This is a genomic window from Pseudomonas sp. KBN12P06040, from assembly GCF_037574965.1.
Classification (GTDB): Bacteria; Pseudomonadota; Gammaproteobacteria; order Pseudomonadales; family Pseudomonadaceae; genus Pseudomonas; species Pseudomonas aeruginosa.
The window spans coordinates 1,940,020-1,964,241 of record NZ_JBBELS010000001.1 but is presented as its reverse complement, the minus strand read 5'-3'; the positions used below and the strand labels follow the sequence as shown (position 1 = coordinate 1,964,241).

General features: G+C 65.6%; 24 protein-coding genes and 2 tRNA genes. 13 read left to right on the top strand and 13 right to left on the bottom strand.

What is annotated here, in order from left to right; all coding sequences use genetic code 11:
- Positions 1-8 precede the first annotated feature (8 nt).
- Entirely contained in the window at positions 9-560 is a 552-nt protein-coding gene (locus VQ067_RS09250) for a GNAT family N-acetyltransferase (protein WP_003091584.1), read from the bottom strand.
- Positions 561-625: 65 nt separating this feature from the next.
- On the bottom strand, positions 626-1,342 hold the full coding sequence (locus VQ067_RS09245) for a UTRA domain-containing protein (protein WP_003091585.1): 717 nt from the start codon (positions 1,340-1,342) through the stop codon (positions 626-628).
- A 363-nt stretch (positions 1,343-1,705) separates the two neighbouring features.
- Here VQ067_RS09245 and VQ067_RS09240 point away from each other — a divergent pair, with 363 nt between their 5' ends.
- The 6 genes from VQ067_RS09240 to VQ067_RS09215 are packed head-to-tail and all read left to right on the top strand — an operon-like array spanning position 1,706 to position 6,896.
- Positions 1,706-2,764, top strand: a complete 1,059-nt coding sequence (locus VQ067_RS09240) for an ABC transporter substrate-binding protein (protein ID WP_003091586.1) — start codon at positions 1,706-1,708, stop codon at positions 2,762-2,764.
- A 54-nt stretch (positions 2,765-2,818) separates the two neighbouring features.
- A complete protein-coding gene (locus VQ067_RS09235; RefSeq protein WP_003091587.1) occupies positions 2,819-3,628 on the top strand; it encodes an alkaline phosphatase family protein in 810 nt (269 codons plus the stop codon).
- A complete protein-coding gene (locus tag VQ067_RS09230) occupies positions 3,625-4,464 on the top strand; it encodes an ABC transporter permease (protein ID WP_003091588.1) in 840 nt (279 codons plus the stop codon). The genes VQ067_RS09235 and VQ067_RS09230 overlap by 4 nt, the downstream gene beginning before the upstream one ends.
- Positions 4,451-5,248, top strand: a complete 798-nt coding sequence (locus tag VQ067_RS09225; protein ID WP_003091589.1) for an ABC transporter permease — start codon at positions 4,451-4,453, stop codon at positions 5,246-5,248. Before VQ067_RS09230 ends, VQ067_RS09225 begins: the two co-directional genes overlap by 14 nt.
- Positions 5,249-5,250: 2 nt before the next feature.
- A complete protein-coding gene (locus tag VQ067_RS09220; RefSeq protein ID WP_003091590.1) occupies positions 5,251-6,246 on the top strand; it encodes an ABC transporter ATP-binding protein in 996 nt (331 codons plus the stop codon).
- Positions 6,246-6,896, top strand: a complete 651-nt coding sequence (locus VQ067_RS09215) for an HAD family hydrolase (protein ID WP_003091591.1) — start codon at positions 6,246-6,248, stop codon at positions 6,894-6,896. The genes VQ067_RS09220 and VQ067_RS09215 overlap by 1 nt, the downstream gene beginning before the upstream one ends.
- A 66-nt stretch (positions 6,897-6,962) precedes the next feature.
- Here VQ067_RS09215 and VQ067_RS09210 read toward each other — a convergent pair whose 3' ends face one another.
- Positions 6,963-7,925: an NAD(P)H-quinone oxidoreductase gene (locus tag VQ067_RS09210; RefSeq protein ID WP_003091592.1), complete on the bottom strand. Its 963-nt coding sequence runs from the start codon at positions 7,923-7,925 to the stop codon at positions 6,963-6,965.
- Positions 7,926-8,054: 129 nt separating this feature from the next.
- Between VQ067_RS09210 and VQ067_RS09205 the strand changes: the two genes are divergently transcribed.
- On the top strand, positions 8,055-10,151 hold the full coding sequence (locus VQ067_RS09205; RefSeq protein ID WP_003091593.1) for a carboxy terminal-processing peptidase: 2,097 nt from the start codon (positions 8,055-8,057) through the stop codon (positions 10,149-10,151).
- Between the two features lie 95 nt (positions 10,152-10,246).
- Positions 10,247-11,995, top strand: a complete 1,749-nt coding sequence (locus tag VQ067_RS09200) for a bifunctional diguanylate cyclase/phosphodiesterase (protein ID WP_003109167.1) — start codon at positions 10,247-10,249, stop codon at positions 11,993-11,995.
- A 13-nt stretch (positions 11,996-12,008) separates the two neighbouring features.
- Here VQ067_RS09200 and VQ067_RS09195 read toward each other — a convergent pair whose 3' ends face one another.
- From VQ067_RS09195 to VQ067_RS09185, 3 genes are read right to left on the bottom strand one after another with little or no spacing between them, the layout of a single operon-like run.
- Positions 12,009-12,488 carry a sel1 repeat family protein gene (locus VQ067_RS09195; protein ID WP_003109166.1) on the bottom strand — a complete coding sequence of 160 codons (480 nt, stop codon included), beginning with the start codon at positions 12,486-12,488 and terminating at the stop codon, positions 12,009-12,011.
- A complete protein-coding gene (locus VQ067_RS09190; protein ID WP_003114793.1) occupies positions 12,478-12,843 on the bottom strand; it encodes a hypothetical protein in 366 nt (121 codons plus the stop codon). The genes VQ067_RS09195 and VQ067_RS09190 overlap by 11 nt, the downstream gene beginning before the upstream one ends.
- Before the next feature lie 2 nt (positions 12,844-12,845).
- Positions 12,846-13,157, bottom strand: a complete 312-nt coding sequence (locus tag VQ067_RS09185; RefSeq protein WP_003114792.1) for a helix-turn-helix domain-containing protein — start codon at positions 13,155-13,157, stop codon at positions 12,846-12,848.
- Between the two features lie 103 nt (positions 13,158-13,260).
- Between VQ067_RS09185 and VQ067_RS09180 the strand changes: the two genes are divergently transcribed.
- The gene (locus VQ067_RS09180) at positions 13,261-14,007 is read left to right on the top strand and encodes a substrate-binding periplasmic protein (RefSeq protein ID WP_023128712.1); all 747 of its coding nucleotides are present in this window, start codon (positions 13,261-13,263) and stop codon (positions 14,005-14,007) included.
- Here the strand turns inward: VQ067_RS09180 and VQ067_RS09175 are convergent.
- The 4 genes from VQ067_RS09175 to VQ067_RS09160 form a co-directional block, all read right to left on the bottom strand.
- On the bottom strand, positions 13,995-14,426 hold the full coding sequence (locus VQ067_RS09175; protein ID WP_003109163.1) for a YkvA family protein: 432 nt from the start codon (positions 14,424-14,426) through the stop codon (positions 13,995-13,997). The genes VQ067_RS09180 and VQ067_RS09175 overlap by 13 nt on opposite strands.
- A 369-nt stretch (positions 14,427-14,795) precedes the next feature.
- Positions 14,796-15,557 carry an FKBP-type peptidyl-prolyl cis-trans isomerase gene (locus VQ067_RS09170; protein WP_003091600.1) on the bottom strand — a complete coding sequence of 254 codons (762 nt, stop codon included), beginning with the start codon at positions 15,555-15,557 and terminating at the stop codon, positions 14,796-14,798.
- A 256-nt stretch (positions 15,558-15,813) separates the two neighbouring features.
- A tRNA-Asp gene (locus tag VQ067_RS09165) sits at positions 15,814-15,890 on the bottom strand.
- A gap of 16 nt (positions 15,891-15,906) precedes the next feature.
- Positions 15,907-15,982, bottom strand: a tRNA-Val gene (locus tag VQ067_RS09160).
- A gap of 164 nt (positions 15,983-16,146) precedes the next feature.
- Between VQ067_RS09160 and rdgC the strand changes: the two genes are divergently transcribed.
- From rdgC to VQ067_RS09140, 4 genes are all read left to right on the top strand, one after another.
- Positions 16,147-17,067 (top strand): recombination-associated protein RdgC, encoded by a 921-nt coding sequence (gene rdgC / locus VQ067_RS09155; protein ID WP_003091601.1) that lies wholly within the window; start codon positions 16,147-16,149, stop codon positions 17,065-17,067.
- A gap of 86 nt (positions 17,068-17,153) precedes the next feature.
- Positions 17,154-18,089 carry a bile acid:sodium symporter family protein gene (locus tag VQ067_RS09150; RefSeq protein WP_033990933.1) on the top strand — a complete coding sequence of 312 codons (936 nt, stop codon included), beginning with the start codon at positions 17,154-17,156 and terminating at the stop codon, positions 18,087-18,089.
- A 139-nt stretch (positions 18,090-18,228) separates the two neighbouring features.
- A complete protein-coding gene (gene sugE / locus VQ067_RS09145; protein ID WP_003091603.1) occupies positions 18,229-18,543 on the top strand; it encodes a quaternary ammonium compound efflux SMR transporter SugE in 315 nt (104 codons plus the stop codon).
- Positions 18,544-18,757: 214 nt separating this feature from the next.
- Positions 18,758-18,967: a cold-shock protein gene (locus VQ067_RS09140; RefSeq protein WP_003091604.1), complete on the top strand. Its 210-nt coding sequence runs from the start codon at positions 18,758-18,760 to the stop codon at positions 18,965-18,967.
- A gap of 60 nt (positions 18,968-19,027) precedes the next feature.
- On the opposite strand, the gene VQ067_RS09135 is transcribed toward VQ067_RS09140, so the two are convergent.
- The 3 genes from VQ067_RS09135 to VQ067_RS09125 all read right to left on the bottom strand — a co-directional run bounded on the left by VQ067_RS09135 (position 19,028) and on the right by VQ067_RS09125 (position 24,193).
- Positions 19,028-20,902 carry an MFS transporter gene (locus tag VQ067_RS09135; protein ID WP_003117607.1) on the bottom strand — a complete coding sequence of 625 codons (1,875 nt, stop codon included), beginning with the start codon at positions 20,900-20,902 and terminating at the stop codon, positions 19,028-19,030.
- A 174-nt stretch (positions 20,903-21,076) separates the two neighbouring features.
- On the bottom strand, positions 21,077-23,242 hold the full coding sequence (locus tag VQ067_RS09130) for a TonB-dependent receptor family protein (protein WP_033990934.1): 2,166 nt from the start codon (positions 23,240-23,242) through the stop codon (positions 21,077-21,079).
- Between the two features lie 96 nt (positions 23,243-23,338).
- Positions 23,339-24,193 (bottom strand): AraC family transcriptional regulator, encoded by an 855-nt coding sequence (locus VQ067_RS09125; protein WP_003091607.1) that lies wholly within the window; start codon positions 24,191-24,193, stop codon positions 23,339-23,341.
- Positions 24,194-24,222: the final 29 nt, after the last annotated feature.

The following is a 24,222-nucleotide window of genomic DNA, read 5'->3' as shown; positions in this document are numbered from 1 at the left end:
GGGGCCACTCAGGCGTGCGCAGCGTGCCATTCGCTGCGCAACAGCGTGTAGATCGCATGGTCGTGGGCACGCCCGGCGATGATCTCGTTGGCCCGGATCACTCCGTCGCGCCGGAAGCCCTGGCGCTCGGCGGCGCGCTGGCTGCGCAGGTTCTCGGTGGAACAGCGGATCACCAGGCGCTGCCGGTCGTAGCCAAGGAAACCCAGCTCGATCGTCTTCCCCAGCGCCCTGGCGAGCAGCCCGCGCCCTTGCGCGGACGCCGCCAGCCAGTAGCCGATGCTGGCGCTGCGGCTGTCCTCGGTGAAATCGTGCAGGTCGATGACGCCGACCAGGCATCCGGATTCGACGATCCCGCAGCGGCAACTCCTGCGCTCCGCCCACAACCGCTGGCCTTCGCCAATGAAACGGCGGGTATCGTCCGCGCTCTGCGTCAGTGGCACCCACGGCATCCAGGGCGCCAGGTGCTCGCTGTTGGCGCGCACCAGGCGGAACAGTTCCTCGGCGCGCGGCTGGTCGAGCAGCTCCAGGTGCAGGTCGGACGAAATCGGCAGTATGAACATGCGAGGGCTCCTTTTCCCGGGAGCCCATCCTCGCAGAAGGTGCCGCAGGTCGTCGACGCGTGGCGTTACTGCGGTACCTCGACGCTGATATGGATGGCGTCGTGGCGCCAGAACTCCAGGTCGCAGTCGATCAGCCGACCACGCTGGTCGCGGTTGATCCGGCTGATGCGCAGGGCCGGGCTGCCCACCGCCACCTTCAGCGGCGCCGCAGCCTCGGCATGCAGTGCAGTGGGCACCATGTCGAAACGCACCCGCCCATAGTGGATGCCGTACTCGCTGGCATAGAGTTCGGTCAGCGAGCGGGTCAGGTCGTGGCCGAGGATTCCGGGGAAGTACTGCGCGTTCAGGTAGTGCTCGACATACAGCACCAGCCGTCCGTCCACCCGCCGCGCCCGGCGGATCTGGTAGACGCTGGACAGCGCCGGCAGCTCCAGCAGCTCGCAGACCGCCGCGCTCGCCGGCATCTGCCGGGCCGACAGAACCTCGGTCGCCGGCACCCGGCCCTGTTCGCTGACCATCGCATGGAAGTGGCTGCGGACCAGCGGGTTATAGGCCAGCCGCTCGGGGGAGACGAACCAGCCGCGGCGCTCCTCGCGGTAGATCAGGCCCTGCGACTCCAGCTGGATCAGCGCCTCGCGCAGGGTGATCCGGGTCGTCGCGAACAGCTCGCTGAGCTTGCGCTCGGCCGGCAGCTTGCCACCCGCCGGCAGCAGACCATGGCCGATCTGCTCGCTGAGCGCCCGGCAGATCGCCGTTACGGTGGGTAGCGCTTCGTCACGCATCGACTGCTTCCTTATTGGTCTAGTCCAGCCCCAGCCAGGGGCACTTCCACCGGCCCGCCCTGCGCCTCCGGCTCGTCCGATGCTAGGAAACCCAGATGACCGGGACGTGACAGGCACAAGACAGCGGTCTTCCCGGAGGCGCCCGACGCCCATGGAATCGAGGGCTTAAGCATGGTCTACGCTTCTGCGGATGCAAGCCGCGGCGATACCAGGCGCGGCTAGCTGACATGAAACCGTCATCCAGCGGCTCTAGATTGGCCTGGGTCTTGCTGATCTAGACCACACCCGCGGCAGTCCCGCCCGAAGGAGCGTCGAGAACTCCCGAGGCTGCCCGACCGAACCTCTCGAACGAAGGAGCACCGAATGAAACGCATGCTTGCTTCATTGCTGGGAACCGCCATCGCCCTCGGCAGCGGCCTGGCGTTGGCCGCCGAAGCGGACCTGCAGGCGCTGGAACAGGCCGCGCGCAAGGAAGGCCAGGTCAACAGCGTCGGCATGCCCGACAGCTGGGCGAACTGGAAGGACACCTGGAAGGACCTTGAGAGCAAGTATGGGCTCAAGCACATGGATACCGACATGAGTTCGGCCCAGGAGCTGGCCAAGTTCAAGGCCGAGAAGGACAACGCCAGCGCCGACATCGGCGACGTCGGCGCCGCCTTCGGCCCCATCGCCGTGCAGCAGGGCGTCAGCCAGCCGTACAAGCCGAGCACCTGGGAACAGATCCCGGCCTGGGCCAAGGACCAGGACGGCCACTGGGCGCTCGCCTACACCGGGACCATCGCCTTCATCGTCAACAAACAACTGGTGAAGGACGTACCGCACAGCTGGGCCGACCTGCTGCAGGGCAAGTACAAGGTCACCATCGGCGACGTCAGCGCTGCCGCCCAGGCGGTCAATGGGGTGCTCGCCGCGGCCATCGCCAACGGCGGCGACGAGAAGAACATCAAGCCCGGCCTGGAGTTCTTCGGCAAGATCGCCAAGCAGGGCCGCCTGTCGCTGACCAACCCGGTGATCGCCACCCTGGAAAAGGGCGAGGTCGAAGTCGGCATCGTCTGGGATTTCAACGGCCTCAGCTACCGCCAGCAGATCGACCCGGAGCGCTTCGAGGTGCTGATCCCCTCGGACGGCTCGGTGATCTCCGGCTACACCACCATCATCAACAAGTACGCCAAGCACCCGAACGCCGCCAAGCTCGCCCGCGAGTACATCTTCAGCGACGCCGGACAGATCAACCTGGCCAAGGGCAACGCGCGACCGATCCGCGCCGAGAGCCTGACCCTGCCGGACGACGTGAAGGCCCAACTGCTGCCCAACGAGCAGTACGCCAAGGCCCAGCCGATCAAGGACGCCAAGGCCTGGGAGGAAACCTCCAAGCGCCTGCCGCGGCAGTGGCAGGAAGCGGTGATCATCAACATGCAGTGACGCGGAGCGCGGCCGCCCTCGCCGGCGGCCGCCCCGCATCGACGGATACCCCGAATGCGCCACGACGTCATCCTCGTCCTGCTGGACGGCCTCAACCACAGCGTCGCCCGCGACTGCATGGGGCATCTCCAGGCCCTCTGCGGCGCCGGCCGCGGCCAGTCGTACCGCCTGGAATGCGAGTTGCCTTCGCTGTCCCGGCCGCTCTACGAATGTATCCTCACCGGAGTGCCGCCGATCGATAGCGGCATCCTGCACAACGACGTGGTCCGCCTGAGCCAGGAACAGAGCCTGTTCCACTATGCCCGCGCGGCCGGCCTGAGTACCGCGGCAGCGGCCTACCACTGGGTCAGCGAACTGTACAACCGCGCGCCGTTCGACCCGGCCCGCGACCGCCACACCGACGACAGCGCACTGCCGATCCAGCGCGGACACTTCTACTGGAACGACCACTATCCGGACTCGCACCTGTTCGCCGATGCGGAAAGCCTGCGCCGCCGGCACGCACCGAACTTCATGCTGGTCCACTCGATGAACATCGACGACGCCGGGCACAGGCACGGCCTCGCCAGCCCCGCCTACCGCAACGCCGCGCGGCGCGCCGACGCGCTGCTGTCGGAATACCTGCACCAGTGGCTGGCGACCGGCTACCAGGTGGCGATCACCGCCGATCACGGAATGAACGAGGACCGCAGCCACGGCGGCATCCTCGAGGAGGAGCGCGAGGTGCCGCTGTTCGTCTTCGGCGACGCCTTCAGCCGCGACGACCTGGCGCAACCGCTGCAGACCGACCTCTGCGGCACGCTCTGCGAAATCCTCGGCGCCGCCCACGACAAACCCGTCTGCCGGGAGCTGCTCGCCCCATGAAACGACTCTCCGGCAAATGGCTGGCGCTGCTGTTCCTGCTGCCCTTCGCGGCGTTCTTCGTGATTTTCCAGATAGCGCCGCTGGCCTGGGTCGCGCTGAACAGCCTGAAGGCCAGCGATGCCTGGAGCCTGGCCAACTACCTCGAGCTGTTCGGCTCGCCCTTCTACCGCCAGGCGATCCGCCATAGCCTGGAGATCGCCGGCTGGTCGAGCCTGCTCGGCCTGCTCATCGCGGTGCTCGGCAGCCATTCGCTGCGCCACGTCGATAGCCGCCTGCGCGACTTCGTCATGGCCTTCTCCAACATGACCAGCAACTTCGCCGGGGTACCACTGGCGTTCGCCTTCATCATCCTGCTCGGCTTCAACGGCGCGCTGACCCTGTTACTCAAGCAGGCCGGCTGGATCGACGACTTCAATCTCTACTCGAAGACCGGCCTGATAATCCTCTACACCTATTTTCAGATCCCCCTCGGGGTGATGCTGCTCTACCCGGCCTTCGACGCCCTGCGCGAGGACTGGCGCGAGTCCGCCGCGCTGCTCGGCGCCAACGGCTGGCAGTACTGGCGACACATCGGCATCCCGGTGCTGACCCCGGCACTGCTGGGCACCTTCGTCATCCTCCTGGCCAATGCCCTCGGCGCCTACGCCACGGTGTACTCGCTGACCACCGGCAACTTCAACGTGATCCCGATCCGCATCGGCGCGCTGGTCGCCGGCGACGTGTTCCCCGACCCGAACATGGCCAGCGCCCTGGCCATGGTGCTGGTCGGCCTGATGACCCTGATCACCCTGGTCCACCAATGGCTGCTGCGCAGGAGCTACCATGTCGCGCGCTGATCGACGTCCTGCCGCGCTCTACCATCGCCTGGTGGTCTGCGCGCTGTTCCTGATCCTGGTCCTGCCGCTGGCGGCGACCCTGCTCTACTCGCTGGCCACCCAGTGGTCGGCGACCCTGCTGCCGGACGGCCTGACCCTGAAGTGGTACCTGACGCTGTGGAGCGACCAGCGCTTCCTGCTGGCCTTCGCCCGCTCGCTGCTGGTCTGCTTCGGCGCCCTGGCGTTCAGCGTGTTGCTGATCCTGCCGCTGATGTTCGTCATCCACTACCACTTCCCGCGCCTGGACGGCGTGATGAACGTGCTCATCCTGCTGCCCTTCGCGGTGCCGCCGATCGTCTCCTCGGTGGGCCTGCTGCAACTCTATGCCAGCGGGCCGCTGGAAATGATCGGCACGCCCTGGGTGCTGGTCGGCTGCTACTTCACCATCGCCCTGCCGTTCATGTACCGGGCGATCACCAACAACCTGCAGGCGATCAACCTGCGCGACCTGATGGACGCCGCCCACCTGCTCGGCGCCAGCACCTGGAAGGCGGCGCTGCTGGTCGTGCTGCCGAACCTGCGCAAGGGCGTGATGGTGGCCCTGCTGCTGTCGTTCTCCTTCCTCATCGGCGAATTCGTCTTCGCCAACCTGCTGGTCGGTACCCGCTACGAGACCCTGCAGGTGTTCCTCAACAACATGCGCAACAGCAGCGGCCACTACACCAGCGCAGTGGTGGTCTCCTACTTCGTGTTCGTCCTGGTCCTGACCTGGGCGGCCAACCGACTGAACAAGGACAAGGCCTGATCATGTCGTTCGTCAGCGTCGAACAGCTCGACAAGAGCTACGGTGCCACCAGCATCTTCCGCGATATCGACTTCGCTGCCGCCCGCGGCGAGTTCGTCACCCTGCTCGGCCCCAGCGGCTGCGGCAAGTCCACCCTGCTGCGCTGCATCGCCGGGCTGACCGAGGTCGACAGCGGGCGCATCCTCATCGACGGCGAGGATGTGGTGCCTTTGCCGCCGCAGAAGCGCGGGATCGCCATGGTGTTCCAGAGCTACGCGCTGTTCCCCAACATGACCGTGCAACAGAACGTCGCCTTCGGCCTGCGCATGCAGAAGGTGCCGGCGGCGGAACTGAAGCAGCGGGTCGCCGAAGCCATCGAACTGGTGGAACTGGGCGAGTACGCCGCACGCTACCCGCACCAGCTCTCCGGCGGCCAGTGCCAGCGGGTGGCGCTGGCCCGCTCGCTGGTGACGCGCCCGCGCCTGCTGCTGCTCGACGAGCCGCTGTCGGCCCTCGACGCGCGCATCCGCAAGCACCTGCGCGAACAGATCCGCCGCATCCAGCAGGAGCTGGGGCTGACCACGGTGTTCGTCACCCATGATCAGGAAGAAGCGCTGACCCTGTCCGACCGCATCGTCCTGATGAACGCCGGACGCATCGTCCAGAGCGGCGACGCGGAGACCCTCTACACCGCGCCGGAAAACGCCTTCGCCGCCGGCTTCATCGGCAACTACAACCTGCTCGACGCCGAACAGGCCAGCCGCCTGCTCGGCCAGCCCTGCGCGCACCAGGTGGCGATCCGCCCGGAATCCCTGCGCCTGGGCAACGAACCGAGCGAAGGCGTGCCGGCGCTGGTACGCTCGCACAGTCTGCTCGGCAACGTGATCCGTTACCGCGTCGAGGCCGCCGGGGTGGAACTCACCGTCGACGTCCTCAACCGCAGCGCAGACCGCCTGTATCCGGCCGGCAGTCAGCTGACGCTGGTCATCGATCGCAACAGTATTCGAGAGGTAGCTTGATGAGCCTGGTGATCTTCGACCTGGACGAGACCATGATCCACGGCGACTGCTCCAGCCTGTGGAGCCAGCGCATGGCGAGTCTCGGCTGGGTCGACGAATCCTTCGTCCGCCGCGACGCCGAACTGATGGAGCAGTACGCCGAAGGCAAGCTGTCCATGGACCTGTACATGGACTACACCCTGCAACCGCTGATCGGTCGCAGCGTCGAGGAAGTCGAGCGGGAAGTGGAGGCCTACGTCGAGGAGGTCATCGAGCCGCTGATCTACAGCGACGCCTGCGCCTGCCTGGCGCGCCACCGCAGCGCCAACGACCGGGTGCTGATCGTCTCCGCATCCGGGGTGCACCTGGTCAAGCCGATCGCGGCGCGGATCGGCGTCGACGAAGTCCTCGCCATCGATCTCGAAGTGCTCGACGGACACTACACCGGCCGCACCCTCGGCACCCTCACCTATCGCGAAGGCAAGGTATTGCGTCTGCTCGACCTGCTGGAAGGAGACGATCGCCAACTGGCCGACGCCTGGTTCTATTCGGACTCGCGCAACGACCTGCCGCTGCTGAAGCTGGTCGGCCATCCGAACACGGTCAATCCGGACCCGACCCTGCTCGCCTACGCCAAGGAAATGGGCTGGCCGGTCAACGCCTGGCGCTGACAGGCTCGCCGCGAAAGCGCGAGCGGATCGCGCTTTCCATCGCCTCGACGGTGCCGAAGCGGCTCCTCAGGCCAGCGATGGGTCCACCACCAGCACGACCTTGCCCTGCACCTGGTTGCTCGCCAGCGCCTCGAACGCCGCCTCGGCGTCGCCGATCGGGAAGGTTCGCTCCAGCTGCGCACGGAGTTTCCCGGCGGAGAACAATGGCCAGACCTTCAACCCCAGCTCGGCGATCAACTGCGCCTTGAACTCGGTATCGCGGGTACGCAGGGTCGAGCCGGTCAACTGGATACGCTTGCCTAGCAGTTGTGCCAGGTCCAGTTGCGCCTCGCGGCCGCCCATCAGGCCGATGATCACCCAGCGCCCGTCGCTCCGCAGCAGCTCCAGGTTCAACCCGGCATAGCGGGCACCGACCGGGTCGAGGATCACGTCGAACGGGGCAAAATCGCGCAGCGATTCCAGGCTCTGCTTGCGCAGCGCGCCACCGGCGGCGCCCAGGGATTCGCAGTAGGCCAGGCGTTCGGCAGAACCGACGCTGACCCAGCAGGGGTTGCCGAACGCCTTGCACAGTTGGATGCCGGCCGAACCGACGCCGCTGGCGCCGGCGTGCAGCAGCACTTTCTCGCCGGGCTGCAACGCCGCCAGTTGGAACAGGTTCAGCCAGGCCGTGGCGTAGACCTCCGGAATCCCCGCCGCCTCCGCCAGGCTCAGCCCTGCCGGGACCGGCAGTACGTGGCGCGCGTCCACCACCACTTCCTCGGCCATGCCGCCGCCGGCGAGCAGCGCGCAGACCCGGTCGCCGACCTGCCAGGTGCTGCCCGCGCCCACCTCGCTGACCACACCCGCACACTCGAGCCCCAGCGCCGGGCTGGCGCCGGGTGGCGGCGGGTAGAGCCCGGCCTTCTGCAACAGGTCGGCGCGGTTGAGTCCGGCGGCCGCCACGCGGATGCGGATTTCGCCCTGACCGCAGGACGGGGCGGCGATTTCCGACCACTCGACACGACCTTCGATACCTTGCAATGCGTTCACGCTGCCTCCATAGTGGGGTTGTCACGGCCCGATCACCCAGAGTCGGGCTTTTTGCATTGCGCCAAGGGAACCCGGCGCCGGCTAATAAGGCCTAATATGCGTCATTACTCCGCGATCAGTCGAATCAGCATGAAGCGTTTTCTGCCCCGTACCGCCCTGTTGCTCCTCCTCGGCGCCAGTTCGCTGCCGCTGTTCGCCTCGACCGCCGTCTCCGTCGGCAGCGCCCAGAATTCCTGGGACAGCCTGCAGCCGGACCGCGAGCAGGTCATCGCCAGCCTCAACGTGGTGGAGTTGCTCAAGCGGCACCACTACAACAAGCCGCCGCTGAACGATGAACGCTCGGCCAAGATCTACGACAGCTACCTGAAGATGCTCGATCCGGCGCGGATGTACTTCACCGCCGGCGACATCGCCGAGTTCGATCGCTGGCGCAACAGGTTCGACGACTTCCTCAAGAGCGGCGATCTCGATCCCGGCTTCGTCATCTACAAGCGTCACCTCGACCGCCTGAAAGGCCGTCTCGACTACGCCCTGGCGATGCTCGACAAGGGCGTCGACAAGATCGACTTCAGCGTCGACGAGAGCCTGCTGATCGACCGCGAGAAGGCCCCCTGGGCGAAGGACACCGCAGAGCTCGACGACCTCTGGCGCAAGAAGGTGAAGGACGAGGTCCTGCGCCTGAAGATCACCGGCAAGGACGACAAGGCGATCCAGGAACAGCTCACCAAGCGCTACAAGAACCAGCTGTCGCGCCTGAAGCAGACCCGCAGCGAAGACATCTTCCAGGCCTACATCAACGCCTTCGCCCAGTCCTACGATCCGCACACCCAGTACCTGTCGCCGGACAACGCGGAAAACTTCGACATCAACATGAGCCTCTCGCTGGAAGGCATCGGCGCGGTGCTGCAGAGCGACAACGACTACGTCAAGGTCGTACGCCTGGTGCCGGCCGGCCCGGCGGCGAAGAGCAAGCAGATCGCCACCTCCGACAAGATCATCGGCGTCGCCCAGGGCAAGGGCGAAATGGTCGACGTGGTCGGCTGGCGCCTGGATGAAGTGGTCAAGCTGATCCGCGGGCCGAAAGGCTCCCAGGTACGCCTGGAAGTGATTCCGGCGAGCAACGCGCCGAACGACCAGACCAGCAAGATCGTCGCCATCACCCGCGAGGCGGTGAAGCTGGAGGACCAGGCGGCGAAGAAATCCATCATCAAGGTCGACCACGAAGGCCGCAGCTACAAGCTCGGCGTGATCGACCTGCCGGCCTTCTACCTGGACTTCAAGGCCTACCGCGCCGGCGACCCGAACTACAAGAGCACCACCCGCGACGTGAAGAAGCTGGTCGCCGAATTGCAGAAGGACAAGGTCGACGGCATCGTCCTCGACCTGCGCAACAACGGCGGCGGCTCCCTGCAGGAAGCCACCGAGCTGACCGGCCTGTTCATCGACCAGGGCCCGACCGTACTGGTGCGCAACAGCGACGGCCGCGTCGACGTGCTCAACGACGACGAAGGCAAGGCCTTCTATACCGGCCCGCTGGCGGTGCTGGTCAACCGTCTCTCGGCCTCCGCCTCGGAGATCTTCGCCGGCGCCATGCAGGACTACCACCGCGCGCTGATCCTCGGTGGACAGACCTTCGGCAAGGGCACCGTGCAGACCATCCAGCCGCTCAACCACGGCGAACTGAAGCTGACCCTGGCGAAGTTCTACCGTGTCTCCGGGCAGAGCACCCAGCACCAGGGCGTGATCCCGGACATCAGCTACCCGTCCATCGTCGACGACAAGGAAATCGGCGAAAGCGCCCTGCCCGACTCGATGCCCTGGGACACCATCCGCCCGGTGGTGAAGGACGAGGCCAACCCGTTCAAGCCGTTCCTCGCGCAACTCAAGGCCCAGCACGACGCGCGCACCGAGAACAACGCCGACTTCGTCTACGCCCGCGAGCGCCTGGCGCTGGCACAGGAGCTGATGAAGGAGAAGACCGTCAGCCTGAACGAGGCCAAGCGCCGCGCCCAGCAGACCAGCATCGAGAACCGCCAGTTGGCCATGGAGAACGCCCTGCGCAAGTCCAAGGGCCAGGAGCCGCTGAAGGAACTCAAGCGCGAGGACGAGAATGCCCTGCCGGAAGAGGACGACAAGACCAAGCCGCAGGACGACGCCTACCTCACCGAGTCCGGGCACATCCTGCTGGACTACCTGAACCTCAACTCGGCGGTGGCCAAGCACTGAGTTCAGCGGGAGCGTCATAAAACAGTCATGGGACTGTCGTGAAATACGGGGCCGGTTGCACAACCGGCCCTTTTTCATTGCGACGAGAGCGTTCCATGACCGTCACCGAGCAGTTGAGCGCCCTGGACAGCATCCTGGCCCACGGCGACCTGCACTGCCTGTTCCAGCCCATCCTCTCGCTTTCCGAACGGCGTCTGGTCGGCTACGAAGCGCTGACCCGCGGTCCGTCCAACAGCCCGCTGCACTCGCCCCTGGCGTTGTTCGCCGTGGCCCGCCAATGCGGACGGCTGAGCGAACTGGAACTGCTCTGCCGACAACGCGCCTTCAGCCGCTTCCGCGACATCCAGGGCGACGCCATGCTGTTCCTCAACGTCTCTCCGGAGTCCCTCCTCGAAGCCGGCCATCCGCCCGGCCGCACCCTGCAATTGCTGCAACAGCTGGGGATCTCGCCGAACCGGGTGGTGATCGAACTGACCGAACAGACCCCCATCGACGACTTCGACCTGCTCGACACCGCGCTGCACCACTATCGCGCCATGGGCTTCTCCATCGCCCTCGACGACCTCGGCGCTGGCTACTCCAGCCTGCGCCTGTGGTCGGAACTGCGTCCAGACTACGTGAAGATCGACCGCCACTTCGTCGATGGCATCCACCTGGACACCGTGAAACGCGAGTTCGTCGGCTCCATCCTGAAGATGGCCCGAGCCTCTCGCGCCCAGGTCATCGCCGAAGGCATCGAACTGCCCGAGGAACTGGCGGTGCTTAGCGAGATGGGGGTCGACCTGGTGCAAGGCTATCTGTTCGGCCGCCCGCAGGAACACCCGGCAAGCGACGTACAACAGATGCTGCCCAGCGCTGGCGCCCCCAGCCAGTCTTCCAGCGACGAGCATGGCGACCTGCGTGCGCTGCTGCTGGAGCAGCGCGCGGTCGACGTTCGCACCTCGACCCAGGAAGTGGTGGAAATCTTCCGCCGCCAGGCCAACCTGAACTCCCTGGCGATCCTCGACGAAGAGGGGCGTCCCATCGGCATCGTCCATCGCCACGCGCTCACCGACGCCTTGCTCCGGCCCTTCGCCTGCGACCTGTTCCTGCGCAAGCCGATCAGCCGCCTGATGAGCGACGATTTTCTCGCCGTGGAACTCGGCCAGACCCTGCAGCAGGTCAGCCGCCTGCTGACCAGCCGCGCACGCCAGCGTATCGAGGAAGATTTCATCGTCACCCGCGGCGGGCACTATGCGGGCATGGGCCGGGTGATCGACGTGCTCAGGCTGATCACCGAGGAAAAGCTCCAGCAGGCGCGGCACGCCAATCCGCTCACCTTGCTTCCTGGCAACGTGCCGATCCAGCAATGCCTCGAACGCCTGCTGCAACAAAGGCGCGAGGCGGTGATCTGCTACATCGACATCGACAGCTTCAAACCCTTCAACGATCTCTACGGCTACGCCCGCGGCGACGAGGTCCTGCTGTGCCTGGCACAGTGCCTGAGCGAACGGATCGACCCGGGCAGCGACTTCGTCGGCCACATCGGCGGCGACGACTTCATGCTGGTGCTCGGCCCCGAGGACTGGCGCACACGGATCGACCGGTTGCTGGAAACCTTCCAGAGCCAATGCCGGCGCTTCTACAGCCGCGAGCACCTGGAAGCCGGCTGTTTCGTTGCGCACAACCGCCATGGCCAGCGCGAGGAGTACCCGCTGCTGTCATTGTCCGTCGGCGTGGTGCACCTACCGGCCGAAGCCTGCCAGGGAATGGATGCCGCGCACCTGGCGACGCTGGCCTCCGAGGCCAAGCGCCAGGCCAAGGCGGTGCCAGGCTACAGCCTGCACCTGATCGAGGCCGCCTGAACCGTTCGTTCAGCTATAGACCGAGCGCGGACGCCCGTTGCGCATAGTGCTCGGCGCGCTCGCTGTCCGGCGCCAGGCCCGGGCCTCCATCGCGGTAGAGTTCCGCCAGCTTGCGCGCCGCCAGCGGGTGGCCCGCCTCTGCCGCTAGTGCCCAGTGGCGGCTGGCTGCCAGCGCGTCGGGCGCTTGCCGGCTGTCGCCCTTGAGCGCCTGCACGCCGAGCTGGTAGGCCGCTTTCCCATCGCCCGCGCTGGCAGCCAGGCGCAGCAGGCGCAGGCCCTCCTCGCGCGCGCCGAAGCCCTGTCCACGGAACAGCAGCAGGTGACCGTAGAACGCCTGGGCGTCGCGGTGTCCGAGGTTGGCCATGCGCGAGAACTGCCCCTGCATCCACTGCCAGGCTCGCGGCTGCTTGACCAGCCAGGGCCAGCCCAGCAACTGCCGGGCCACGCCGTAACCGAGGCGGGCGCGCAGGCGCCAGATCCATTCAGAGTTCATCGGGATACTCGAATTCGAAGACACGGACCACTTCCGCCGCATGCCAGCCAGCCGCGGCCGGGCCGTCCGGCGGACCGGAAAAACGCCCGAGGCGCTCCACGCACTCGAAGAAACCGGTGCGTGGCAAGCGGCTTGCGCCCTGGCTGATGACCAGCGAACTGCGCAACGGACGCCCCGAGCGCGCATCCAGCGATGCCAGGTGCTCGAGAGCCGCGGTAAGGGTGGTCATCGCCGGAGTCGGCAGTTGCAGGCGCTCGATCAGCGCCCGGTAGGTGAGCAGATGACGCTGGCGACGCGCATCCTCGATTTCCAGCAGCAGGCTATCCCAGTGTTTACGGCTGATCAGCACACTCAAGGTCAGGCCCCCGTCGCTTTGCCCAGCACACGCTCCAGGGCGAACAGGATGGCCTCGCTGGCCTCACGTTCGCCGCGTTCGATCATCGCCATGTAGGAAGGACTGATACCGACCTCCCGGGCCACCTGTTCCAGGCTCAGGCCGCGCGCCTCGCGGCGCTCCAGCAGACTCGCGGAAGGCGGCGCCGGCGCGGTCGTCTCCACCGCGACACTGGCGGCCGGGCGACCAGCGGCGGCCAGCAACGCCTGGTATTCGGCCCAGGGCAACACCGCGTATTCCGCCTCGCCGTCTCGCGTGATCACTTGGACATTCATGTCGGTCTCCTTGCAAGCCGCCATCTTATCAGGCACCGCGCCGCTGCGGACTGGCTATACTGCTGCCCTGGTCACACAGTCTGCCTGGTGGAGGAGCCCACGGGTGCGCCGGAGAAGTCTTGGTTTGTGCATCCTGCTGGGAGTCGGACAGGCCTTCGCCGGCGAGCTGCGCTGGGGCTTCAGCCCCGCCGACGGCATGCCCTACGTGGACATCGTCGATCACCAGCTGCAAGGCGGCTTCACCCGCCAGCTGGGGGAGCGGGTCGCGCAGCGGCTGGGATTGTCGCTGCGTTTCGTGGAAACGCCGAACCGAAGGATCGACGGCTTCATGGCCAGCGGACATATTCACGTGATCTGCAACTCCAACCCCGGATGGGATAGCAAACCCGAACGCTACCATTGGTCTCCCGCCCTCTTCGAAGAGCAGGACGTCCTGCTGCAGCGCGACGACCGTCCGGCGATCCGCGACTTCGCCGAGCTGCGCGGCAAGACCCTGGGTACAAGTCTAGGCTATGTCTACGCGGACGATCTCATGCAGGCCTTCGCTGCCGGGGAAATTCGCCGCGAAGATACCCGCGACCTGGCCAGTCGCGTGCAGATGCTCAAGCGTTCGCGCCTGGACGCCGCGGTGGACATGCGCCGCCCGCTGCTCTACCTGACGCGCCAGCATCCCGAGCTGGGCCTGAGCGTCAGTCCGCTGGTACTGCAGAGCTATCGGATGCACTGCATCTATGGCGGACAACTGCCGGTCCCCGTCGAAAGTATGGACCGGGTGCTCGACGAGATGGTCAGGGACGGCAGCATCGAGCGCCTGCTGGAAAACAGCCTGCGAGCGCCTCAGGAACCCTGAACGCGCTCCGCCCTGGGAGCCGGCAGCTCTCGCAGCGCCTGCTGCGTCTCGACGCCCTGGGCGTCGCGCCAGACCTTGAAGGCATCCAGCTCGGACTGCCAGCGACGCACTACCCAGGCCAGGACGGCGAGATCGTCGAGCAAGCCGACACCGAAGATGAAGTCGGGGACGATATCCACCGGCGAAAGGAAATAGGCCAGCGCCGCGATCACCGAGAGCAACGCCTGGCGGCTGAGTCCGCGGTATTCGCCGCGAACCCAGGCCACCAGCAGTTCCTGCAGCAGGCGCAGGTCGCTCTTCACCAGCTTCAGGCGCGAGCGCTTGCGTGCTACCGCAATCAACAAGGCGGGCACCCGGCCACGGGCCAGGAAACGTTCCGCGATCCCCAGGTAACGACTGAATCCTCGTGGTGCATCCATCCTTCCACCTCGCTCAAGCGCTTGCCGCCGAGGCTCTCCGGGTTATCCACGCATACTGTGGATAACCTTGTGAACAGCCCCCCCTTCCGTCGGCGAGAAGCCCGTCGCTACAGGCTTTCCGACAGATCGGACACTTTTTAGACAATGCTCTAAAAGCATTGAAAATCAAGGGTTTGACCTAGCGCAACGGACAACCCGAGGTCAATACCGTAGGTCGGGTCGACGTGCGACAAATGTGTGCATAAGGGTAACACCGGCCGTGCCCTCGACCTGTTTTCAGACCCTCGCGGCAGCGCCTGGGTTCAGTCGAATCCGCAAATGAAAACGCCCCGTCATGGACGGGGCGTTTCATGCATCGCGGCGGAAGAATTACTTCTTCGCGTCCGCCTTGGCTTCGGGCTGCGCTGCGGCACCGGCCTCGGGCTCCGCGTCCGGCTTGGACGGATCCTTGATGCCGAGCAGTTCCATGTCGAAGACCAGTACCGAGTTGGCCGGGATCGCCGGGCTCGGGCTCTGCGCGCCGTAGGCCAGCTCGCTGGGGATGTACAGCTTGATCTTCTCGCCGACATGCATCAGTTGCAGGGCTTCGACCCAACCCGGGATCACGCCGCTGACCGGCAGGTCGATCGGGCTGCCGCGCTCGATGGAGCTGTCGAAGACGGTGCCATCGGTCAGGCGGCCTTCGTAGTGGACGGTCACCACGTCGGTGGCCTTCGGTTGCGGGCCATCGGCCTTCTTCACGATTTCGTACTGGAGGCCGGAAGCGGTGGTGGTCACGCCGTCGCGCTTGCCGTTTTCCTCGAGGAACTTCTTGCCGGCCTTGGCGTTTTCGTCGCCGATGGCGGCCATGCGCTCCTCGGCACGTTTCTGCAGGAAGGCGAAGGCTTCGGTCAGCTCTTCATCGGTGAGCTGCTGCTTCTTCTTGCCGAGGGCGTCTTCGATGCCCTTGGCGACGGCTTTCGAATCCAGGTCGTCCATGCCTTCCTGGGACAGGCTCTTGCCCATGTTCAGGCCGATACCATAGGAAGCTTTCTGCGCCGGGGTCTTCAACTCAACGTTGGTCTGCGAATCGCAGCCGGAGAGAACCAGACCGACCAGTGCGATCGCTGCTGCCAACCGATGTTGTTTCATGCTGAGTCCTTTAATCTGTTCGCCGCTCGGGCATATTCGATGAAGCCGCGAGCTTAGCAGGCTGTCGCGACCAGTGGCTATGGGCAATAGGAACAGGTGCGCGCGGATAAGTTCAAGGCCGAACTTTCCGAAAAATGAAGGAGATAGCAGAACGAACGCGTGGAACGAGGACAGAAGAACAGCGGAAAGGAAGCGTCGAAAAACGTCGAATTATGAAGCGGGAAGGAAGCGCAAGAGATACAGCTAAGGAAGGAAATGGCGCAGCGGACGGGACTCGAACCCGCGACCCCCGGCGTGACAGGCCGGTATTCTAACCGACTGAACTACCGCTGCGCGTAACTTGCGAGATTGGTGGGTGATGACGGGATCGAACCGCCGACCCTCTGCTTGTAAGGCAGATGCTCTCCCAGCTGAGCTAATCACCCTTCACTCTCGAAGTGGGGCGCATTTTACGGAGCGATTCGGCCCCTGGCAAGCCCCTCGATGAAAAAAATTTTCTGCCGTTCCAAGGAGTTAGCGACGGACCGGGGTTGGCCTGAGCCGCCAGCGGCGGAATAATGGGTCCTTTGTGCCCGGAGAGAACGACCCCATGTGGTTCCGCAATCTGCTCGTCTACCGCCTCACCCAGGATCTGCAACTGGATGCCGATTCCCTCGAGAAAGCCCTCGGCGAAAAACCCGCCCGCCCCTGCGCCAGCCAGGAGCTGACCACCTACGGCTTCACCGCGCCGTTCGGCAAAGGCCCGGACGCACCGCTGGTACACGTCAGCCAGGACTTCTTCCTGATCTCGGCACGCAAGGAAGAGCGCATCCTGCCGGGCAGCGTCGTGCGTGACGCACTGAAGGAAAAGGTCGACGAGATCGAAGCCCAGCAGATGCGCAAGGTCTACAAGAAGGAACGCGACCAGTTGAAGGACGAGATCGTCCAGACCCTGCTGCCGCGCGCTTTCATCCGCCGCTCCAGCACCTTCGCCGCGATCGCGCCAAGCCTCGGCCTGATCCTGGTCGACTCGGCCAGCGCGAAGAAGGCCGAAGACCTGCTCTCGACGCTGCGCGAAGCGCTCGGCTCCCTGCCGGTACGCCCGCTGAGCGTGAAGGTCGCGCCGACCGCGACCCTCACCGACTGGGTCAAGACCCAGGAAGCCGCCGGCGACTTCCACGTGCTCGACGAATGCGAGCTGCGCGACACCCACGAGGACGGCGGCGTGGTCCGTTGCAAGCGCCAGGACCTGACCAGCGAGGAAATCCAGCTGCATCTCACCGCCGGCAAGCTGGTCACCCAGTTGTCCCTGGCCTGGTCGGACAAGCTGTCCTTCGTCCTCGACGACAAGCTGGCGGTCAAGCGCCTGCGCTTCGAAGACCTGCTGCAGGAGCAGGCGGAAAAGGACGGCGGCGAAGACGCCCTCGGCCAGCTCGATGCCAGCTTCACCCTGATGATGCTGACCTTCGCCGAATTCCTTCCGGCGCTCTTCGAGGCCCTCGGCGGCGAAGAAATCCCCCAGGGCGTCTGACGCCCCGCTCTCCCGGCGGCGCCCGCCGCTGGGAGAGTCGCGCCCGGCATGGCAGACTGGCGGCCGTCCAATAACAAGGAAAGCCCATGAGTGCCCTGACCGCCCTGAGCCGTTTCGTCAGCGCCAGCTTCCCGTTCTGGGTCCTGCTGTTCGCCATCCTCGCCTTCTTCCGGCCGGCCTGGTTCCTCCCGCTCACCGTCGCCATCGCGCCGCTGCTCGGCCTGGTGATGTTCGGCATGGGCCTGACGCTCAAGGGCGAAGACTTCCGCGAGGTCGCCCGGCACCCCATACGGGTGCTGATCGGCGTGCTGGCCCAGTTCGTCATCATGCCCGGCCTGGCCTGGCTGCTCTGCCGCCTGTTGCAGTTGCCGGCGGAGATCGCGGTGGGCGTGATCCTGGTCGGCTGCTGCCCCGGCGGCACCGCTTCCAACGTGATGACCTGGCTGTCCCGTGGCGATGTCGCCCTGTCGGTGGCGATCACCTCGGTGACCACCCTGCTCGCCCCGCTGGTCACGCCGGCGCTGGTCTGGCTGCTGGCTTCGGCTTGGCTGCCGGTGTCGTTCGCGGCGATGTTCCTGTCGATCCTCCAGGTGGTGCTGGTGCCCATCGCCCTCGGCCTGCTGGCACAGCGCCTGCTCGGCGAGCGCACCCGGCAGGTGGCGGAGGTGCTGCCGCTGGTCTCGGTATTCAGCATCGTGGTGATCATCGCCGCGGTGGTGGCCGCCAGCCAGGCGCGGATCGCCGAGTCCGGCCTGCTGATCATGGCCGTGGTGATGCTGCACAACGGCTTCGGCCTGTTGCTCGGCTATCTCACCGGCAAGCTGACCGGCATGCCGCTGGCGCAGCGCAAGGCCCTGGCCATCGAAGTCGGCATGCAGAACTCGGGGCTCGGCGCGGCGCTGGCCAACGCCCACTTCTCGCCCCTGGCAGCGGTGCCCAGCGCGCTGTTCAGCGTCTGGCACAATCTCTCCGGTTCGCTGCTGGCCGCCCTGTTCCGGCGCATGGAAGATACGCCGCGTTGAGCTGGATCCCGGTCGGGAAGCCTTGTCCCGACCGATGAACCATGCAAAATACCGCACGCAGTGAGGACGACCTCACCACCCGCCTCCGGCCGGTGACCGAATGGGGACGGCCCCGCCACCCGTTGCCCTGGAGATCGCCATGTCCTGGATCATCCTGTTTTTCGCCGGCCTGTTCGAAGTGGGCTGGGCCGTTGGTCTGAAATACACCGAAGGCTTCAGCAAGCCGCTTCCCACGGTCCTCACGGCGCTCGCCATGCTGGTCAGCCTGGGCCTGCTCGGCCTGGCCATGAAGCACCTGCCGCTGGGCACCGCCTATGCCGTCTGGACCGGGGTCGGCGCGGTCGGCACGGTAATCGCCGGGATCGTCCTGTTCGGCGAATCCATGGCATTGCTGCGCCTGGCCAGCGTCGCGCTGATCGTCTGCGGACTGGTCGGCCTCAAGCTGAGCCATTAGACATCCATCGAATATGCTCCGAGGGGTATCGCTTTCCGCAGTTTTATCGCGTACTCTGCGACCACTGTGCTTGCTTGGGTCACAGTGAATCGTGACCTGGTGTGGTAGATCTCGGTCCGCTCATCGCCTCGGCTCCTCGTACTCTTTGCAACTCAGTACCTACCGGCTCGGATATTTCCGTCGCCGCAATCAACTTTGTTTCAGGAGTTACACCATGTCGAATCGTCAGAACGGCACCGTAAAATGGTTCAACGACGCCAAAGGCTTCGGCTTCATCACCCCGGAAAGCGGTAACGACCTGTTCGTTCACTTCCGTTCCATCCAGGGCACCGGCTTCAAGAGCCTGCAGGAAGGCCAGAAGGTTTCCTTCGTGGTCGTCAACGGCCAGAAAGGCCTGCAAGCCGACGAAGTACAAGTTATCTAACTTGTAGTTCGCCAAAAAAAGCCCCGGCATCGCCGGGGCTTTTTCGTTTCTGCGGATCGATCAGCGAGCTTCGCCGCGCAAGCTCGTCACCCGCGCCTGCAGGTCAAGGCGCTCCACCGCCTCCGGCGCCACCGATTCGCCGGCCACCAGGCTTACCCGCGACCACAGGCGGCGGAAGAAGCCCTTGTTCGGGTCGCGGCTGAAGAAGCTGCCCCACAGGCCCTGCAGCGCCATGGGGATCACCGGAACCGGGGTTTCCTCGATGATCCGCTCGATCCCGGCGCGGAACTCATTCATCTCGCCGTCGGCGGTCAGCTTGCCTTCAGGGAAGATGCACACCAACTCCCCGTCCCTCAGGTAGTCGGCGATGCGCTGGAAGGCGCGTTCGTAGATCCCTTCGTCCTCGTGGCGCGCCGCTATGGGCACCGCGCCGGCGGTGCGGAAGACGAAGTTGAGCACCGGCAGCGAGAAGATCCTGTAGTACATGACGAAGCGCACCGGCCGCCGGATCGAGCCGGCGATCAGCAGCGCGTCCACGTACGAGACGTGGTTGCACACCAACACCGCCGCTCCCTCGTCCGGGATCGCCTCCAGGTTCACATGCCGGACCCGGTACATGGTGTGGCTGAGCAGCCAGACCAGGAAGCGCATGGTGAATTCCGGGACGATCTTGAAGATGTACACGTTCACCGCGACGTTCATCAGCGACAGGGCGAGGAACAGTTGTGGGATCGACAGCTTGGCGACGCTGAGGAAGAGGATCGAGACCAGCGCAGCGGCGACCATGAACAGGGCGTTGAGGATGTTGTTGGCGGCGATCACCCGGGCCCGCTTGTCCTCGTCGGTGCGCGCCTGGATCAGGGCGTACAGCGGTACGATGTAGAAGCCGCCGAAAATGCCGATGAACAGGATGTCGGCCAGCACCGCCCAGGTCTCATGGTGGCGCAGCACCGCCAGCCAGTCGTAGGGCGCCTCGCCTGGGGGAATGCCGCCGGCGTGCCACCAGAGGAGGATGCCGAAGACGGTCAGGCCGATCGAGCCGAACGGCACCAGGCCGATCTCCACCTTGCGACCGGAGAGCTTCTCGCACAGCATCGAGCCCAGCGCGATGCCCACCGAGAACACGGTGAGGATCAGGGTCACCACGCTTTCGTCGCCGTGCAGCCATTCCTTGGCGAAGGTCGGGATCTGCGTCAGGTAGACCGCGCCGAGGAACCAGAACCAGGAGTTGCCCACCAGCGAGCGCGAGACCGCCGGGCGCTGGCCGAGCCCCAGGCGGAGGATGCTCCAGGACTGGGCGAAGATGTTCCAGTCGAGCTTCAACCCCGGCAGCGCCGCCGCCGCTCGCGGAATGCCGCGGCTGGCCAGGTAGCCGCAGGCGGCCACCAGCACCACCGCGGTGGCCACCGCCGCCGCGTAATGCGCATGGGACATCAGCACGCCGGCGCCGATGGTGCCGGCCAGGATCGCCAGGAAGGTGCCCATCTCCACCAGCGCGTTGCCGCCGACCAGTTCGTCCTCGTGCAGGTGCTGGGGCAGGATCGAATACTTCACCGGGCCAAATAGCGCCGAGTGGGTGCCCATGGCGAACAGCGCGACGAACATCAGCGGCAGGCTGCCGAAGACGAAGCCGGCGGCGCCGACCAGCATGATGCCCACCTCGGCCAGCTTCAGCGCACGCATCAGCGCGTCCTTGTTGTACTTCTCGCCGAACTGTCCGCCCAGTGCCGAGAACAGGAAGAACGGCAGGATGAACAGCAGCGCGCAGAGGTTGACCAGCAGGCTGCGGTCGCCGCTGACGCTGAGGTGATAGAGGATGGCGAGGATCAGCGACTGCTTGAAGATGTTGTCGTTGAAGGCGCCGAGCAGCTGGGTGATGAAGAACGGCAGGAAACGCCGCTTGCCCAGCAGGGCGAATTGCGAATGTTGGGTCATCGTCCTTGTTACCTTGCGTGGCCGCCGAAAGGAAGCCCGTCATCGATTGGACTGCATGGACCGCGGATCAGGCCACAGCGTTCCGATGGAAATTCCGCGCCCATCATAGAACAGGCGTCCGCGTTGCCGCAGGACGCCTGTCGTCGGACGATGCGCCAAGTCGCATCCGAATATTCAGAAACCGACGCTGGCCTGCATGAACAGCGTTCGCGGCTGACCCACGTAGATTCCCGAATTGTTGTCGCTGGAGCGGGTGAAATACTGCTTGTCGAACAGGTTCTTCACCCCGAGGCCGAGCTTCAGGTTCGACGCCTGCGGGCCGAAGTCGTAGCCGACGCGGGCATTCCAGGTCACGTAGCCGGGAATGTCGCCGTACTGGCCGTCGGCGCTGGGCTCGGTGATGTAGTTGTGGGTGAAGTTGCCCTGGCTGTCGGTGCTCAGCCCTGGCGCGCCCTGCATGGACTGGGCGAAAGCGTCGAGGTTGTAGGTCCAGCGGTCGACCTCGTAGCGCACCCCGGCGGTGGCCACCTGGCGCGAGTAGAGCGGCAGGTCGCGCCCCTTGAAGGAGGGAATGTCGCCTTCGTAGGTGGCGCGGGTATAGGTGAGGCTGCCGTAGACCGACAGGCCGACCAGGCGCGGATCGAGAGCGGCGAAGTCATAGTGGCCGGAAGTCTCGATGCCCTGGTGCTTGGTGGCGCCGAGGTTGGTCCAGCCGACGTCGTTGCTGACGTACTGCAGCTCGTCGTCGAAGTCGATGTAGAACAGCGTGATCTCGCCGCCCCAACTGCCGTTGTCGTAGCGCGTGCCCAGTTCGTAGGTCTTAGCCTTCTCCGGCTCCAGGCCGGCGGCGGTATCGTTGCCGCTGCCGCCCTGGCCGAGCTGGAAATACTGCAGGCTGCCGAACGATTCGGAGTAGTTGGCGAACAGCTTCCACTCGTCGCTCAAGTGATACATCAGGCTCAGCGCCGGCAGCGGTTCGTTGTAGTCCTTGCTGCGCTTCTTCTCCTGCACCGGCTTGCCGTTCAGGCCGAGCACCGGGCGGTCGCGCCAGTCGCTGTCGATCTTCTCGAAGCGGATGCCGGGGGTGATGGTCCAGTTGCCGACATCGATCTTGTCGTCGATGTAGAAGGCGCTGGCCTCGGTACCGCCGGTACGGTCCTGGTAGGTATGGCCGTCCGAGCCGGGACGCACGGTCGGCACATTGTCGACCAGGGCCAGCTGGCTGGCGCGCTCGTTCATCGCTTCCTTCAGGTAGCGGTAGCCGATGCCGACCTCCTGGGTGGTCGGGCCGGCGAAGAAGATCCGCGAGACCCGCGGCTCCACCGCGAACACATGGTAGTCGCGCGGGTACGAGGTGATGGTCCTGAGGTTGCGCGCGGCGATGCTGCTGCCGCGGAAACTGTCGCTGTAGTAGGTGAGCACCTCGAACTGGGTGAGGTCGTCGACCTGGCGGGTGTACTTCAGCGAGAAGTCCTTGCGCCGACCACGGAAATTGTCCCAGTCGCGTACCGACTGGAAGGGATCGTCGTCGTACTGCGCCTGGGTCAGGCCGCCCGGCATATCGGCGTAGGCGTCGTAGTAGTGGAAGTTGGCCGCCAACTGGTCGCTGTCGGTGAGCTGCCAATGAGTCTTGAGCAGCACGTCATCGATATCGTTGTCGTTGTTGCCGTCGCGGTAGTCGGCGCCCTTCACCCCGGAATACAGCAGCGCCACGCCCAGGCCGTTGTCGGCGGTCCCGCCGAGGAACGCCTGGTTGAGCTTCTTCCAGCCGCCGTGGCCGGCATGCTCGATGGTGGTGCCGATTTCGCCGGAGAACTTCTCCGGAATCGCCCGGGTCACGAAGTTGATCACCCCGCCGACGTTCTGCGGGCCGTAGCGCACCGAGCCGGCGCCGCGCACGACGTCGATACTCTCCAGGTTGCCGATGGACAGCGGCATCATCGACAGCTGCGGCTGGCCGTAGGGCGCCACCGCCGCCGGCACGCCGTCGATCATCACCGTCGAGCGCGGCGACAGGCGTGAAGTCAGGCCACGCACCCCGACGTTCAGGGAGATGTCGCTGCCGCCGGTACCGTTGTTGTCCTGCACTTGCACGCCGGGCACCTTGCGCAGCACGTCGCGGACGTTCTGCGCACCGCTCTCGAGCATTTCCCGACGACGCACCACGCTGCGCGCGCCGGGATGGTTCTGCACCACCGCCTGGTCGGCTTCGCCCAGCCAGTCGCCGACCACGGTGACCGTGCCCAGCTCCTTGGCTTCCTCTTCGGCCTGCGCCGCCTGCATGGACACACCCAGCGCGATGGCGACGGCCAGGCGCGACAACGAACTCACGGACGACATCGAGGCTCCCCCAGGGACGCAGGAAAAAGTGGGGCGCAAAATTACGGCAAATCGTAAAGAACGTAAATACAAATGATTTGCAAATGTGAGCTTGACTTATTCGTATGTCGTCAAGGACGAGCGCGCGCAGGCCGAGCGGTATTCACCCGGTGCCACCCCGTAGGCCTGCTTGAACTGGCGACCGAGGTGGCTCTGGTCGGCGAAGCCCAGCTCCAGGGCCACCTCCAGCGGCGCCCGGCCGCTCTTGAGCAGTGCCCTGGCCTGCTCCAGGCGGCGCTGTCTGAGCCAGGCGTGGGGCGGCATGCCGGTGGCGCGACGGAAGACCCGGGCAAAATGGAACGGGGACAGATTGACCGCCGCCGCCAGTTCCTCCAGCGAAGGCGGATCGAGCAACCGCGCCGCCAGCAGTTCGCGGGCGCGGGCCACCGCCAACGGCTCCTGCCCGGCCTTCGGCGCTTCTGGCAGGCGGGCGTGGCGACGGAACAGGGCGAGCATCGTCTCGCGCCAGCGGGTCTGGGTTTCCAGGCTGCCGGCATGCTCGGCCAGCAGGCGGTGCAAGTGGACGAAGGCGCGTGCCAGGGGCTGGTCGTGGATCACGCTGTCGGCGAAACGCGGCACGCCGCCATGATGGATTTCCAGCTCGTCGAGAATCCCGTCGATCTGCTCCATTTCCGGGTAGTAGCCGCGATAGAGCCAACCGGCATCATGGGCCTTGGAGCCGGTGTGCACTTCGTCGGGGTTGATCAGCACCATGCTGCCCAGCGGGGCCAGGTGCTCGCCGCCACGATGGCGGAAGCGCTGCGCGCCCTGCTCGATGATGACCAGGGCGAAGCTGCTGTGCACGTGCGGCGCGAAGCGCTGCTCCACATAGCGCGCGTGCAGCAGTTCGACGCCGCCCAGTTCGGCGGCGCGCCAGAAATGCGTGTGTTCTCCGCTCGTCTCGTCCGGCACTGCCGTCTCCTCGTTCGCCCGTCCGGACG